The sequence below is a fragment of the Marinobacter koreensis genome, from assembly GCF_023156285.1.
Lineage (GTDB): Bacteria > Pseudomonadota > Gammaproteobacteria > Pseudomonadales > Oleiphilaceae > Marinobacter > Marinobacter koreensis.
In genome coordinates this window covers 70555-84719 of record NZ_JAKZAJ010000006.1, presented here as the reverse complement: position 1 = coordinate 84719, position 14165 = coordinate 70555, and the positions used below count along the sequence as shown (strand labels likewise).

Sequence of the window (14165 nt, the reverse complement as noted above, 5' to 3'; positions counted from 1 at the left end):
GAGCGAATTCGACTGTGCTCAAGACCCGTATTATTACAGCCCTGATCCTGGCACCACTTGCGATCGGCGGCATCTTCTTCCTGCCCCCCCTCGGCTTCGCGGTCTTTACCGGTGCCATCATCACGATCGGAGCCTGGGAGTGGGCCAACATGGCCGGGATCGTCGGCCAGGGTGGGCGGATTCTCTATGCGCTGGCAACCGCGCTCATTCTTTTCGGGTTGCTGAATATTCCCGCGGTGGTTGTACTCTGGCTCGCCCTGGCATGGTGGTTTGTCTGTTTCCTGCTGGTCCGGAACTACCCGTCCGGGTCGGTGCGATGGGGCAACCTTCCTTTTCGGGCGTTGATGGGGCTATTTGTGCTGGTTCCGGCGTGGGTCGGCCTGAATCACCTGCGGACCGGTGGATTCCAGTTCGGGACTGTCGAGAATAACCTCTGGGGAATCCTCTATGTCTTCTGCGTCGTGTGGGTCGCCGACATTGGCGCCTATTTTGCGGGACGGGCGTTTGGCAAGAAAAAACTGGCGCCAAGGGTCAGTCCCGGTAAATCCTGGGCTGGCGTCTGGGGCGGTTTGGTAGCTGTGGGCGTCTTCGCCGTCATCGTCAGTTACCTGGCGTCTGCCAGCGGAAAGGAAACGGGGCTGCTGGTTCTGGCCAGCCTGGTGACAGGGCTCGTCTCGGTGCTTGGCGATCTGCTTGAAAGCATGTTGAAGCGTTTCCGCGGTATCAAGGACAGCAGCCAGCTTTTGCCCGGGCACGGCGGTATCATGGATCGTATCGATAGCCTGACAGCGGCCATTCCCGTGTTTGCGTTGATCATCACGCAACTCGGGTGGTTGACCACCGGACACTGGTAAGTATGTCAAAACGCTGCCTTACAATTCTTGGCGCTACCGGCTCCATCGGTCTGAGTACCCTGGATGTGGTTCGGCGACACCCGGATCGCTTTTCCGTCTATGCGTTGACGGCGGGAACCCGGGCCGATGAACTGGCTGTGCTTTGTCGTGAGTTCCGGCCCTCGGTAGCCGTTATGGCCAGTCACGATGCCGCTGAGAGGCTGGAGCGGCTGCTCGAAGATGTACCGGAAACCCGGGTGCTGTCTGGTGAGGCAGGGCTTTGTGAAGTGGCCAGCGCCGAGCAGGCCGATACGGTGATGGCCGCTATTGTCGGTGCAGCAGGGCTTGCTCCGACGCTGGCGGCGGTTCGTGCTGGCAAGCGGGTTCTGCTTGCCAACAAGGAAGCGCTGGTTATGTCCGGCCGCCTGTTCATGGAGGCCGTAGCGGAGTCTGGTGCCGAGTTGTTGCCAATCGACTCCGAGCACAACGCCATTTTCCAGTGCCTACCGCCCGAACATATCCGGGATCCCCGTGCGGCGGGTGTGACCCGGATTCTCCTGACGGCGTCCGGTGGACCCTTCCGGGAGCATACGGCGGCACAGTTGCAGGACGTTTCTCCGGCCGAAGCCTGCAAGCACCCGAACTGGTCGATGGGTCAGAAAATCTCGGTCGACTCGGCGACGCTGATGAACAAGGGGCTGGAGCTTATCGAAGCCTGCTGGCTGTTCAATACCACCCCGGAAAAGATTGAAGTGCACGTTCATCCGGAAAGCATCATCCATTCCATGGTCGAGTACGCCGATGGTTCGGTGCTGGCGCAATTGGGCAGTCCGGATATGAGAACGCCCATTGCCAATGGCCTGGCCTGGCCGGAGCGGATTGATGCGGGCGTTGCTCCGCTGGATCTGTTTGCGATCGGTCGGTTTCACTTCGAGAAGCCGGATCTCCAACGGTTCCCCTGCCTGGCCCTTGCGGCCGAAGCATTTGAAACCGGAGGCACAGCGCCGGCCGTTCTCAATGCCGCGAACGAGGTGGCAGTCGATGCGTTTCTCAAGGGCCGCCTGCGTTTTGCAGATATCCCCGTTATCATAGAGCGTACAATGGCGGCGACAGCGGTCGTGCCTGCTGACAGCTTCGACACCATTTTCTCCAGGGATGCCGAGGCGCGTCGCCACGCCAGGGAACAGATCGCCTTGCTGACTGTCTGATACCGTCGGTGATATTGTCCCTCTGGCTCCAGTAATTAACCGGGAAATCTATGCACATACTTCAGACTATCCTGGCCCTGGCACTGACCCTGGGCATCCTGGTGACACTCCATGAATATGGCCACTTCTGGGTAGCTCGGCGCTGCGGCGTCAAGGTGATTCGATTCTCGGTTGGATTCGGCAAGCCGCTGTTTTCCTGGTACGACCGTCACGGCACGGAATTCGCCGTGGCCGCCATTCCGCTCGGCGGTTATGTGAAGATGCTTGATGAGCGGGAAGGCCCGGTTCCCGAGGAGCTGCGGGATCAGGCGTTCACGTCCAAATCGCCCGGGCAGCGCATAGCGATTGCCGCCGCGGGCCCGATCGCCAATTTCCTGTTTGCGATCTTCGCCTACTGGTTGATTGCCGTGGTTGGCGTAACAACGATCGCCCCCGTGGTTGGGGAGGTGGAGCAGGGCAGTATTGCCGATCGCATGGGGCTTCATCGCGGCATGGAAATCACCGCCGTTGATGGCTCCAAGGTAAGCTCGTGGCGCGACGTGAACATGCGGTTGCTGGAACGAGCCGGTGAGCAGGGTGATATCCGCATCTCGGTATCCGATAACGGTGCCGAAGGTACCCTGGATGGGGCGCTGGGTGGTTGGCGTCTGAACGACGAGACCCCGAATCCGCTGGGAGAGTTTGGTATTACACCATGGCGTCCGGACATTCCGGCGGTCCTTGGCCAGATCAGTCAGGGCGGGCAGGCGGAGGCGGCGGGTCTGCGCAGTGGTGACCGCATTGTCAGCATCGATGGCAACGATGTGTCCGATTGGCAGGACCTGGTGGACCATGTTCGGAATGCGCCGGGCCAGACTCTGGCCTTTACCATCCGCCGGAACGGGTCGGAACAGACCCTCTCGGTGACTCCGGCCGAGAAAACATTGGACAATGGCGAAGTCATTGGTTTCATCGGGGCGGGCGTCGAATCCGTCACCTGGCCAGACAATATGCTTCGGGATATCAGCTACGGGCCATTGGGAGCCATTCCCCGGGCGATTGGGGAAACCTGGGGTGATACCCGGCTAACGCTCGTGGCCATCAAGAAAATGATCACGGGATTGCTTTCGCCCTCCAATCTCAGCGGGCCGATCACGATTGCCCGCGCCGCGGAAGCCAGTGTCAGTTCCGGGTTCGAAGACTTTGTCGGATTCCTGGCCTATCTCAGCGTTAGTCTCGGGGTGCTGAACCTGTTGCCCGTGCCTGTTCTCGACGGTGGACACATCGTCTATTACACCATCGAAGCCATCCGCCGGAAGCCGCTTTCCGAGGCTGCTCAGGCGCTTGGATTACGAATTGGTATGGCTTTGATCCTTACTTTAATGGTGTTCGCTCTTTACAACGACCTGATGCGGTTGTGAGAATTGCGGGCTCCTTACGCGCATTAATCAGGCGAAATATTTGAATGAGACGTTCTCTCCTAGGTGTAGCCGTCGGTTTCGCAGTGGCCACGATGGGCATGAAACCAGCTCTGGCGGATGAATTCACGGTTGCGGATATTGAGGTGGAAGGACTCCAGAGGGTGTCCGCCGGTACCGTATTTTCGGCCTTTCCAGTCAATATTGGCGAGCAGGTAGACGAATCCGAGCTTGCCGATGCGATCCGCTCGCTTTTCAAAACCGGACTGTTTACCGATATCAAGGCCAGTCGGGATGAAGGCGTCCTGATCATTTCGGTCCGGGAGCGGCCGTCCATCAGCTCTATCGATATTGAGGGCAACAAGAATATCGAAACGGACATGCTGATGGACGCCCTTGCCAAGGCCGGCCTCCAGGAGGGGCAGGTGTTCCGACGGGCGACCCTGGAACGTCTCGAACTTGAAATCCTGCGCTCCTACATTGCCCAGGGCCGTTACAACGCCCGGGTCAACGCCACTGCCGATGAGCTGCCCCGCAACCGGGTGGCGATCAACCTCAAGATCAACGAAGGCAGCGTGGCGGCCATCCAGCACATCAACATTGTCGGCAATCATGATTTCAGTGAAGAGCAATTGCTGAACCTGTTCGAGCTGAAGACGTCCGACTGGTGGAATTCCATCACCAACTCAGACAAATACGCCCGCGAGAAGCTGAGCGGTGATCTGGAAAGTCTGCGTTCGTTTTACCTCGATCGTGGTTATCTCGATTTCAGCGTTGAATCCAGCCAGGTTTCCATCTCCCCGGACAAGCAAAAGGTTTTCATCGCCATCGCGATCAATGAGGGGCCGCAGTACACCGTTTCTGATGTCAAACTTCGAGGCGATCTGATTGTCGGTGAGGACGAGCTGCGCAAACTGATCCCCATCCAGAAAGGGGATGTTATCTCCCGAGCCAAAATGACCGCCATTTCTGAGGCGCTGTCGTTCCGGCTGGGCAAGGAAGGCTATGCGTTTGCCAACGTCAATGCGGTTCCGGAACCGGGGGATGATAATACTGCCTCTGTCACGTTCTATGTGGAGCCGGGCAAGCGCGCCTATGTCCGTCGCGTCAATTTCGATGGTAACGTCTCAACCCGGGACGATGTCCTGCGCCAGGAAATGACCCAGATGGAAGGTGGCGTTGCTTCCTCTGACCGTATCGAGTACTCAAAGACCCAGCTTGAGCGGCTCGGTTTCTTCAAGACGGTTAACGTGGATACCGTGCCCGTACCCGGGACCGACGACCAGGTGGATGTCAATTACTCGGTTGAGGAGCAGCCCACCGGCAGCCTCTCCGCGTCTGTCGGGTTCTCCCAGAGTTCCGGTGTGATTCTCGGTGCCAACGTGTCGGAGAACAACTTCTTCGGCTCCGGCAAGCGGGTTTCTTTCGGCGTGAACGTCAGTAATGCAGTCAAGAGCGCCAACGTATCCTATCTGGATCCTTATTACACCGTCGACGGCGTCAGTCGGGGGTTCAGCCTGTTCGCGCGCAAGACGGACTACCAGCAACAGGATATTTCCTCCTACCTGCTCGATGAATACGGTGGCAAGGTCACGTTCGGTTATCCCACGGACAGCATCACCCGACTCAACTTCGGTTTCGGGGTCACCCGGTCAAACCTGAAACAGGGCCTCTATACGTCCAAGCAGGTCCAGGATTTTATTGCGAAGGAGGGCGACTCTTTCGATAATTTCTTCCTGAGTGGCAGCTGGAATCGCAGCACTCTCAACCGGGGTGTATTGCCAACGGACGGCTACAGCCAGTCTATCTCCCTGAATGTGGCCGTGCCCGGAAGCGATCTTACATTCTATAAGTTAAGCCATAAAACCAACTTTTACTTCCCGCTTACGGATAATCATCACTGGATCTTCCGGGCCCGATCGGACATCGGCTACGGAGACGGGTACGCCGGACGCAGTCAGATGCCGTTTTATGAGCATTTTTATGCCGGTGGCTTTGGGTCAGTGCGAGGGTATAAATCGAATTCACTTGGTCTGCGGGCTGAAAACAGCGAGTTTGATTATTCTAGCCCAGATCCGTTCGGTGGTAATCTGTTGACCGAAGGTAGCCTAGAACTGATTACGCCCACACCCTTCGCTGGTGACAGTCGGTCCATGCGGACCTCGGTGTTTATTGATGGCGGACAGGTGTTTGACACCGATCGCGGATTCGATCCGGCACTCGGCGATATCCGATTGTCCGCCGGTGTCAGCTTCCAGTGGATAACGGCCGTGGGTCCGCTGGCGTTCAGTCTGGCCAAGCCGCTGAACGATAAACCGGGCGATGATACCCAGTTGTTCCAGTTCTCACTGGGCCAGACTTTCTGATTGCCCGGAAATAACAACATAAAGGATGAAATACAGGAGAAATCCCATGTTCCGATTGAAAGCCCTTCTGGCGGCCCTGCTGATGGTGATGTCCGTCTCTGCGTTTGCCGAGACCCGCATCGGTGTTGTTGATCTACGCCAGGCGCTGTTTTCTTCAGACGAAGCCAAAGCGTTCAGCGAAACCCTGAAGAAGGATTTTTCCGGCGAGGAACAGAAGGTCCGGGAAGCTCAGCAAAGCGCACAGAAACTCAAGGATCGCCTTGAGAAAGATGGCGCCATGATGAACGAAACAGAGCGGAACAAGCTGGCGGGTGAGTTTCAGGACAAGGTCAAGGAATTCAACTACCTCAAGCAGAAGCTCGACTCCACCGTTGCCAAGCGGAAGCAGGATTTCCTCCAGTCGCAGCGTCCGGACGTGGATGCGGCAGTGAAGGAGTTGCTCAAGGAGCATGATCTTGACCTGATCCTGCCGAGTGAAGCTGTCGTCTATGTAAAGCCGGAAATGAACCTGACATCCGAGCTGCTGGACAAGCTGAACCGTTAAGTGCTCCAGGGCTCTCAGAGTCCTGACTGATGCCCTGGAGGGAAAACATGACAGAACAGTCCTATCGGTTGGGCGAGATCGCAGAGGCTCTGGGCGCAGAGTTGCGTGGCGATCCTGATATCCGGATTTCGGGCTTGGCCACATTGCAGGCGGCAGGGCCCGGGCAGATCAGCTTTCTTGCCAATCCGGCCTATGGGAAATATCTGGTCGATACCAGGGCTTCGGCTGTGATTCTCTCGCCTGCCACGGCAGGTGATGCTCAGACGAATGTCCTGTTACTGGATAATCCTTACCTGGGCTATGCTCGCCTCAGTCACTGGTTCGATCCGGCGCCCGTGCCGGCGCCGGGTATTCATCCCTCCGCGGTCGTGGACCCCTCAGCCAACATTGATGCCACGGCCAGTATTGGTCCCCAGGTAGTGATTGAAGCCGGTGTCGAGATTGGCGCCGGGGTGGTTGTCGGTGCGGGATCGGTTATTGGCGCCCGCACCCGTCTCGGGGCAGGAACGCAGCTGCGTCCCCGCGTCACACTCGCCCACGATGTTGTTGTCGGTGAGCGGTGCCATATACTGAGCGGCGCTGTGATTGGCTCTGACGGCTTTGGGTTTGCCAATGAAAAGGGCGTCTGGCATCGCATCGCCCAGCTGGGGAGAGTGGTGCTGGGAGATGATGTCGAGGTGGGCGCCAATGCCACGATTGACAGGGGTGCCCTCGACGACACGGTCATCGGAAATGGCGTCAAACTGGACAATCTGATCCAGATTGCACACAACGTACAGATCGGCGACCACAGTGCCATGGCTGCGATGGTGGGCATTGCCGGTAGCACGCGGATTGGTCACCACTGTGTTTTTGGTGGGGCCTCCGGTGTCGCCGGTCACCTTGATATCACCGATGGCGTCCACCTGACAGGCATGACTCTGGTTACCGGAGATATTCGCGAACCGGGGGTCTACTCTTCCGGCACCAGCGCGGATACCAACCGACAATGGCGCAAGAACGCCGTGCGTTTCCGCCAGCTGGATGTGCTCGCGCGGCGGGTCAAAGAACTGGAAAAGAAAATTGAGGGCTGAGGCCGACCAACATGATGCATATTGACGAAATTCTGGAATACCTTCCGCATCGGTACCCGTTTTTGCTGGTGGATCGGGTAACCGAGGTCGAAAAGGGAAAGTCGATCAAGGGGTACAAGAACATTTCGTTCAACGAACCTTTCTTTCAGGGCCATTTTCCGAACAATCCGATCATGCCGGGGGTGCTGATCATTGAGGCAATGGCCCAGCTTTCCGGCATCCTCGGATTTGTGACCGTTGAACGGAAACCGGCTGACGGCGTGGTACAATACTTGGCTGGATCCAGTAAGGTGCGTTTCAAGCGCCCCGTGCTGCCAGGGGACCGTCTGTGTATGGAGTCGGAATTGATCTCTGGCAAGCGAGGAATCTGGAAATTCGAATGCCGCGCACTGGTCGACGGTGAAGTCGTCTGTGTGGCAGAAGTTCTCACCGCTGAGAGAGAAGTTTGATGGCGACAAATGACTGGTCGGGTGTCCATCCTCAAGCGATTGTGGACCCATCAGCCAAGCTGGCAGACAACGTGACGGTCGGCCCGTGGAGTTATATTGGTCCGGGTGTCGAGATCGGGGAGGGGACTGAGATTCTTTCCCACGTTGTCGTCAAGGGGCCAACCGTAATCGGCCGCAACAACCGGATATTCCAGTTTTCCAGCATCGGTGAAGAGTGTCAGGACAAGAAGTACGCGGGCGAGCCCACCACACTGGTGATCGGCGACAACAACGTGATCCGTGAAAACTGCACGATTCATCGTGGTACCGTTCAGGATCGGGGCGAGACCCGGATCGGCAGTGATAACCTTCTCATGGCGTACGTCCATGTCGCTCATGACTGCACGGTCGGCGACAATACCATTCTCGCCAATTGCGCCACGCTTGCCGGGCATGTCACCGTCGGGGATTTTGCCATCCTTGGTGGTGGAACCATGGTACACCAGTTTTGCCATATCGGTCCGCACAGCATGGCGGCAGGCGGCAGTATCGTCCTGAAAGACATTCCGGCTTACGTTATGGCCAGTGGTCAGTCTGCACAACCCCACGGGTTGAATGCAGAGGGGCTCAAGCGGCGTGGATTCAGCAAGGACGTCCTTCTGGTTCTGCGGCGGGCCTACAAGACCGTATACCGCCAGGGATTGACTACCGAACAGGCCGTTGAAGAGCTGGAATCCCAGTATCCGGACGTGCCGGAAGTCCGTCCGCTGATTGACTCCCTTCGCGGAGCAGACCGCGGCATCATCCGCTGATCGGCCGGAGCTTTCCGGTGACGGACCAGACCCTTCCTTACCATCTTCGCGAACGACCGCTTACCATTGCGATGATTGCCGGTGAGGCCTCGGGAGACATTCTCGGTGCAGGCCTCATCCGGTCGCTCCGCCGTCGATACCCTCGTGCGCGCTTTGTTGGTATTGGAGGCGATGAAATGATCGCTGAGGGTTTTCATTCGCTGGTCCCGATGGAGCGGTTGTCCGTCATGGGACTGGTGGAAGTGCTTGGTCGGATCCGTGAACTGTTCAGCATTCGAGCACGTTTGCTGGATTATCTGTTTACCAACCGCCCCGACGTGGTGATCGGTATCGACTCGCCGGATTTTACCCTGACCATCGAGCGACGCTGCCGGGAAGCCGGCATACCCACGGCTCATTACGTCAGTCCATCGGTGTGGGCCTGGCGCCAGAAGCGGATCTTCAAGATTGCCAAGTCCGTTGATCTGATGTTGACGCTGTTTCCCTTCGAAGCCCGGTTCTATGAAGAGCACAACGTGCCTGTCGCCTTTGTCGGCCACCCCCTGGCAGATCGGATTCCCATGGAGCCTGAGACCGGCAGGGCGCGGGAGAAGCTTGGTCTGAGTCCGGACGCGCCCATGCTGGCGGTACTGCCGGGCAGCCGTTCGGGAGAAGTGGAACGCCTTGGCACCCTGTTCCTGGAGGCCTGTCGCTGGATTCAGCAACGGCGGCCGGATATCCAGCTGGTGATTCCCTGCGTCAATCGGGAGCGGGAACAGCAGGTTCGAGACCTGGTGGAGTCACTCGGCGTCAGCTTACCGGTGACCATTGTTCGTGGACAGTCCCGTGAAGTGATGGCGGCCTCTGATGTGGTCCTGCTGGCCTCGGGTACGGCAACTCTGGAGGCCATGCTGCTGAAAAAGCCCATGGTGGTCGGCTACCGGCTCAGTAATTTCAGCTACGCGCTCGTCTCCCGTCTGGTCAAGGTGCCCCATGTGGCGCTGCCAAACCTGTTGGCACGGGAGGCATTGGTGCCGGAACTGCTGCAGGATGATGCGACTCCCGAAAGCCTCGGGGCGGCCGTGCTCGAACGCATGGAGAACCTCGGGGAGCGGAAGAGGCTGAAAGAAGCCTTCACTGAACTTCACCAGACGCTTCGCCAGAACGCGGATGAAAGGGCTGCCGAAGCGATCTCCGGCCTGCTGAAGGGGAGGTCCTGATGGCCAAGACTGTTTTGCCTCCATTTGAGTGCCGTTACGATGGGCGCTTGCTTGCGGGTGTTGATGAAGTGGGGCGCGGCCCTCTCATCGGTGCTGTCGTGACCGCCGCGGTCATCCTCGACCCTGAGCGGCCCATCCTCGGCCTGGCTGACTCGAAAAAACTTTCCGAAAAAAGACGGCTGGCGCTTTACGACGAGATCCTGGAAAAGGCCACAGCGTGGTGTATAGGCCGGTGCGAGGCCCACGAGATAGACCGACTGAATATCTATCAGGCCACCATGCTGGCGATGGAGCGGGCGGTGGAAGGGCTTCCTGTTGCGCCGGAATATGTGCTGGTGGATGGTAATCGGTGCCCGAACTGGCGCTGGCCGTCGGAGCCGGTGGTCAAGGGAGACAGCCGGGTGGCGGAAATCAGCGCAGCCTCTATTCTGGCCAAAGTGACCCGGGACCGAGAAATGGAGGAGCTGGAAGAGCGATACCCCGGCTACGAGCTGGCCAGACACAAGGGCTATCCCACGCCCGTGCATATGGAAGCGCTCAATCGACTGGGCGTGACCCCTGAGCACCGCCGATCCTTCCGGCCCGTGCAGGAGGCATTTGAGGCTGTCGGTATGTATCGGGAGCTCCGTGAGCCGGCTGCCGAAGAGCTCAGCTTTCCAACCGATTTGTTCGAAAATTAACAATTGACAGGTCAGGCTTCAGTCCTTAATATACGCGCCACGTTGATCGGGTGTTCCCCGAAAGACAACCAGTTTTGATGCGGGGTGGAGCAGTCTGGTAGCTCGTCGGGCTCATAACCCGAAGGTCGTTGGTTCGAATCCAGCCCCCGCTACCACATAAGAGAAAGGCAGATCAGCCACTGACTGATCTGCCTTTTTTGCATTTGCAGGGATGAAAACCGCATTCACTTCCTGTCCCGATCGTGCTCGGTCCGTATGGAATAGGCCTTGTGCAGTTCGCGATCCTGTTCCTCAAGCATGGTGGCCATATTGATGACCGCTCTGGCCATCCCCCGGACCAGGTTGAGCAGCATCAAGCCAAACGCATCCGGCTCTTGCTGATGCAGATCGAAGAACTGGCCAGCGGTGATTTCGAGAACGACAGCATCCGTTTCGGCCATGGTTCTTCCGGGGCGGTTAGTGAGGGCGATCATCGGTACGAATCCCATGTCGTCGCCGGGCTTATGTATGCGTGCCAAGGTCCAGTTCCCGTCGTCGCTTGGCATGCAGGTGTTCACACAACCAGTCAACACAATGTAGAAACCTTCGCTTCTATCGCCAGCATCGTAGAGAAGTTCCCCCGCATCCAATTGGATAACTTTGCCATTTTCCAGCGTACGCAAAATAACGTCTTCCGGCATAGCGCCGAAGGTTGAGAGTTCACGAAAGTACTCGGGTTTTTGAGCTTGCCAGAATTCCCGAGCATCTAATTGCTGCATTCTTTGGGCACCCTTCTGGATCTCTTTTTTTAGTATAGCTTCGGTGGGGTCTTATGCCGGCACGTGGCTTTGATCCGGGGATCTATATATCCCAATCGTCGGAGCGGACTCGCTTCCTGAATGACCCCAGCCAGACGTTGTCAGGTTACGGTTGGATGTGAGGGAATTGAACGCTAAACGGTTAACCGAGACTTGAAATCGCGGCGAGTGATGCGCCGATGGCGGCCAGAATCCGGCCTTGAGGAGAGCTATCAGCTGGCCAGACAATGGGGTCAGGCGACGCCTGCCTTTGATCAAGAACATGAGCTGCAACGGTTCGACACTGTTCAGCCAGCTGTCTGAAGCGGTCGGGATCAATACGCGATGGTGACTGCTTGGACCATTCTTGTTGAAATGCGACAAGATGCTGTATGCGCGCCAATTCGATCAGAGCCGCACGCATTCGGCTGCCATCGACGAACAGGCTCTCGATCGGGCCGAATTCGGCGCTCTTGTATACCTCTCCGAGGTCGTTTCGAAGAGTGTGGGTGCTTGGTCCTTCTGCATCCGGATCAAGTGCGTTTGCCACGCCAGCCAAGAAGTTTGCGGAGGCCTGCCGAATTCCTGAGCTCCCTCGCTCCGGCATCAGCAGGAGTCCCGCGGCGACACCGAATGATGCGCCCACAAGAACCTCTTCCAGGCGAATTACGAGAAGTGCCGATACATCGTTCCCTCCCAGTGAAAACGCCAGTGCAATCAGAGCGGTTACCGCTGCCATGCCCAGTGCATAAATGACGGGAATCAGGTAGAAAGCCAAAAAAAGCATTACCAGGAGCGCCGCAAGCTCGCACCACCATAAGGACGACAATAGCTGGCTCAGCAGAACTCCAAGAAGCAAACCAAGCACTACACCAGCGACATTTTGGATCCCCTTGCTCAGCAGTCGCCCAGAACTCTCTGTTCCAAAGAACATGAACATGGCCACGATAACCGCCCAAGGCCATCTTTCGGGTGATATGAGATATCCGACAAAGGCCGCGAGAGCGACTGCAGTGGAGACCTGTAATGCTCTTCGGGCTGATTTGGAGGCGGGTGAATGGGTATTTTGTCTGGACTGGGTCGGTTCCTCCGGAAAGCTGTCCCAGTTTTTCGTCAGCTGGTCCAGTTGCGGAGAAAGCTGCTTCTCACTGGCGAAAGGGTTGTCCTGGAGTGCCCTGGCGATGTCGGTGCCTTGCTTGGGCGACTGTAATAATTCAATTTCCACAGCCAAACGCTGATTGGCGAGAGTAGATCGTTCGTTGGCATTGAAGTGGGGATGATGCGCCAGCGATCGTACGACCGGTTCAAGGGATCTATGGGCTTTTCCGATAACGTCCGCAATGTGGTTGCTTTCAACGGCACGTTTTGCAGCGTCGATAAGTATCAGTTGATGGCTTCGTAGTATCAGACTCCGTGGAGTGGGGCGGTCATCTCGCCAAAGGACGAAGCGCACTGCCATCATGATTGAAACAGAAATGACGATTGCTGCCAGGTGCCAGAGAAGGGGCCCTTGCTGTACATGGAAATAGACCGCGAACAGACATATCCATGCCATTGCCATGATCACGACAGAAAGATTCGGACGCGTTTGTTGAGACCAGAACCCCAGCCCTATCAGGAGGGGAAGCGAGAACACCTGGAGGAGGGAGTGACGGGACGCGAAATACATGAGGATAAGCCCCAGCCAATACCCGGGAATCATCAGGATTGAGGTGACAATACGTTGGTTTCTGGAAGGTTGTCTGGCCAAAAGGAGAGTGAACTGGGCGGCAACAACGCCTAACAAGACGCCAGAAATACCGAGTCCAAAGCGATTCGAAAGAATCCAGCAAATAACTCCCGCGAGCACCAGGCCAACAAGGGCTCGCGCGGAGAAGGTCAATCTGATGAGCCCTGGATCGAAAAGTAAAAGTTTTGTCTTCAAACAGATACCCTTCTTGCGGATGATTTCTGTCGCTATTTGGGCAAGCAAGAATTCGTTAACGGCCCAACAGGGTGGGGCTATGCGGAGTCACCGGGCCAAAAAACGGGTGTTGGCCCAGTGATCTTGCAGTCAGCCAAGGTTTTTCAGAAGCAGGTTGGCCAACAGCTCCGGGCATTCGACGGAGGGCACGTGGCCGATCCCTTTCAGAATCACCGGATCCGGTGCCCCGCAGCATTGCGCCAGGATTTTCAGCGATTCCGGCGGAGTGGCCAGGTCTTCCTCACCCCCGATCAGCTGTACGGGCACATCCCGCCCCCGCAGCTTCTCGCGGAAATCCGCCTTGCCGAGCATCTCGCACAGCAGGGCATAACTGTTGTCGTCACCGCGCCCCATGATCACTTTCCAGCCATCGAGCAGGGCCGGCTGTGCCTTGCAGGCTGCCGGACCGAACCAGCGCGGCACAATCTCTCCGGCCATGGCGGCAAGGCCGTTGGCGCGAACGTTGGCGGCCCGCAAGTTCCAGGCTTCCGGGCTGCCGATGATGGCACCGGTGTTGGTCAGGGTGGCGGAGATCAGCATGTCTCCATATTTGGAAACCAGTTGCTGGCCAATCACACCGCCGATGGAAGTGCCGGCGAAGTGGAAGGCTTTGGCGTCCGCCACCTCGGCTAGGGTCAGGGCCTCTTGGGCCAGGTCGTCCGGGGTTATTTCCCCGGCGCCGTCCGGCCAGGCGCTGCTGGCACCGTGGCCAGGCAGGTCCCAGGTCAGCACCCGGAATTTGCTGAGCAGGGCCGGCAACATATCGTCCCAGACGCCCTGGGTCATGCCCAGCGGGTGGGCCAGTACCAGCAGGGGCTTCTCGCTGTCGCCCAGCAGGCGGTAGCAGAGGGTACGGCCGTTATGGTTCAGAAATGACATGGAAGCT

The 14165-nt window shown here is 57.6% G+C and carries 13 protein-coding genes and 1 tRNA gene; 11 read left to right on the top strand and 3 right to left on the bottom strand.

Going from position 1 to position 14165, the window contains the following annotated elements:
• The first annotated feature begins 14 nt into the window (after positions 1-14).
• The 11 genes from MLD04_RS15885 to MLD04_RS15835 all read left to right on the top strand — a co-directional run bounded on the left by MLD04_RS15885 (position 15) and on the right by MLD04_RS15835 (position 10695).
• On the top strand, positions 15-854 hold the full coding sequence (locus MLD04_RS15885; protein ID WP_248160425.1) for a phosphatidate cytidylyltransferase: 840 nt from the start codon (positions 15-17) through the stop codon (positions 852-854).
• Positions 855-856: 2 nt separating this feature from the next.
• Positions 857-2041: a 1-deoxy-D-xylulose-5-phosphate reductoisomerase gene (ispC, locus tag MLD04_RS15880; protein WP_248160424.1), complete on the top strand. Its 1185-nt coding sequence runs from the start codon at positions 857-859 to the stop codon at positions 2039-2041.
• A 50-nt stretch (positions 2042-2091) separates the two neighbouring features.
• A complete protein-coding gene (gene rseP, locus MLD04_RS15875) occupies positions 2092-3441 on the top strand; it encodes an RIP metalloprotease RseP (RefSeq protein ID WP_248160423.1) in 1350 nt (449 codons plus the stop codon).
• 44 nt (positions 3442-3485) lie between these two features.
• Positions 3486-5804 (top strand): outer membrane protein assembly factor BamA, encoded by a 2319-nt coding sequence (gene bamA, locus MLD04_RS15870; protein ID WP_248160422.1) that lies wholly within the window; start codon positions 3486-3488, stop codon positions 5802-5804.
• Between the two features lie 46 nt (positions 5805-5850).
• On the top strand, positions 5851-6348 hold the full coding sequence (locus MLD04_RS15865; RefSeq protein ID WP_248160421.1) for an OmpH/Skp family outer membrane protein: 498 nt from the start codon (positions 5851-5853) through the stop codon (positions 6346-6348).
• A 47-nt stretch (positions 6349-6395) separates the two neighbouring features.
• Positions 6396-7421, top strand: a complete 1026-nt coding sequence (gene lpxD / locus MLD04_RS15860; RefSeq protein WP_248160420.1) for a UDP-3-O-(3-hydroxymyristoyl)glucosamine N-acyltransferase — start codon at positions 6396-6398, stop codon at positions 7419-7421.
• A gap of 11 nt (positions 7422-7432) precedes the next feature.
• Positions 7433-7870, top strand: coding sequence for a 3-hydroxyacyl-ACP dehydratase FabZ (gene fabZ / locus MLD04_RS15855; protein ID WP_248160419.1), 438 nt, complete (start codon positions 7433-7435; stop codon positions 7868-7870).
• A complete protein-coding gene (gene lpxA / locus MLD04_RS15850) occupies positions 7870-8661 on the top strand; it encodes an acyl-ACP--UDP-N-acetylglucosamine O-acyltransferase (protein WP_008937784.1) in 792 nt (263 codons plus the stop codon). Before fabZ ends, lpxA begins: the two co-directional genes overlap by 1 nt.
• A 17-nt stretch (positions 8662-8678) precedes the next feature.
• A complete protein-coding gene (lpxB, locus tag MLD04_RS15845; RefSeq protein ID WP_345799626.1) occupies positions 8679-9860 on the top strand; it encodes a lipid-A-disaccharide synthase in 1182 nt (393 codons plus the stop codon).
• Positions 9860-10540: a ribonuclease HII gene (rnhB, locus tag MLD04_RS15840; RefSeq protein WP_248160418.1), complete on the top strand. Its 681-nt coding sequence runs from the start codon at positions 9860-9862 to the stop codon at positions 10538-10540. Before lpxB ends, rnhB begins: the two co-directional genes overlap by 1 nt.
• A gap of 78 nt (positions 10541-10618) precedes the next feature.
• Positions 10619-10695 (top strand) — tRNA-Met (locus MLD04_RS15835).
• A 69-nt stretch (positions 10696-10764) separates the two neighbouring features.
• Here MLD04_RS15835 and MLD04_RS15830 read toward each other — a convergent pair.
• From MLD04_RS15830 to MLD04_RS15820, 3 genes are all read right to left on the bottom strand, one after another.
• Positions 10765-11298 (bottom strand): Crp/Fnr family transcriptional regulator, encoded by a 534-nt coding sequence (locus MLD04_RS15830; RefSeq protein ID WP_248160417.1) that lies wholly within the window; start codon positions 11296-11298, stop codon positions 10765-10767.
• Positions 11299-11479: 181 nt separating this feature from the next.
• Positions 11480-13240, bottom strand: a complete 1761-nt coding sequence (locus MLD04_RS15825; protein ID WP_248160416.1) for an FUSC family protein — start codon at positions 13238-13240, stop codon at positions 11480-11482.
• Positions 13241-13369: 129 nt separating this feature from the next.
• A complete protein-coding gene (locus MLD04_RS15820) occupies positions 13370-14158 on the bottom strand; it encodes an alpha/beta fold hydrolase (protein ID WP_248160415.1) in 789 nt (262 codons plus the stop codon).
• Between the last annotated feature and the right edge of the window lie 7 nt (positions 14159-14165).

Bases quoted from the DNA above. Each gene is read 5' to 3' on its own strand.
- lpxD (WP_248160420.1), top strand. From the start codon at position 6,396: ATGACAGAACAGTCCTATCGGTTGGGCGAGATCGCAGAGGCTCTGGGC.
- MLD04_RS15865 (WP_248160421.1), top strand. From the start codon at position 5,851: ATGTTCCGATTGAAAGCCCTTCTGGCGGCCCTGCTGATGGTGATGTCC.
- ispC (WP_248160424.1), top strand. From the start codon at position 857: ATGTCAAAACGCTGCCTTACAATTCTTGGCGCTACCGGCTCCATCGGT.
- MLD04_RS15820 (WP_248160415.1), bottom strand. From the start codon at position 14,158: ATGTCATTTCTGAACCATAACGGCCGTACCCTCTGCTACCGCCTGCTG.
- lpxA (WP_008937784.1), top strand. From the start codon at position 7,870: ATGGCGACAAATGACTGGTCGGGTGTCCATCCTCAAGCGATTGTGGAC.
- MLD04_RS15830 (WP_248160417.1), bottom strand. From the start codon at position 11,298: ATGCAGCAATTAGATGCTCGGGAATTCTGGCAAGCTCAAAAACCCGAG.
- fabZ (WP_248160419.1), top strand. From the start codon at position 7,433: ATGATGCATATTGACGAAATTCTGGAATACCTTCCGCATCGGTACCCG.
- rseP (WP_248160423.1), top strand. From the start codon at position 2,092: ATGCACATACTTCAGACTATCCTGGCCCTGGCACTGACCCTGGGCATC.
- bamA (WP_248160422.1), top strand. From the start codon at position 3,486: ATGAGACGTTCTCTCCTAGGTGTAGCCGTCGGTTTCGCAGTGGCCACG.
- rnhB (WP_248160418.1), top strand. From the start codon at position 9,860: ATGGCCAAGACTGTTTTGCCTCCATTTGAGTGCCGTTACGATGGGCGC.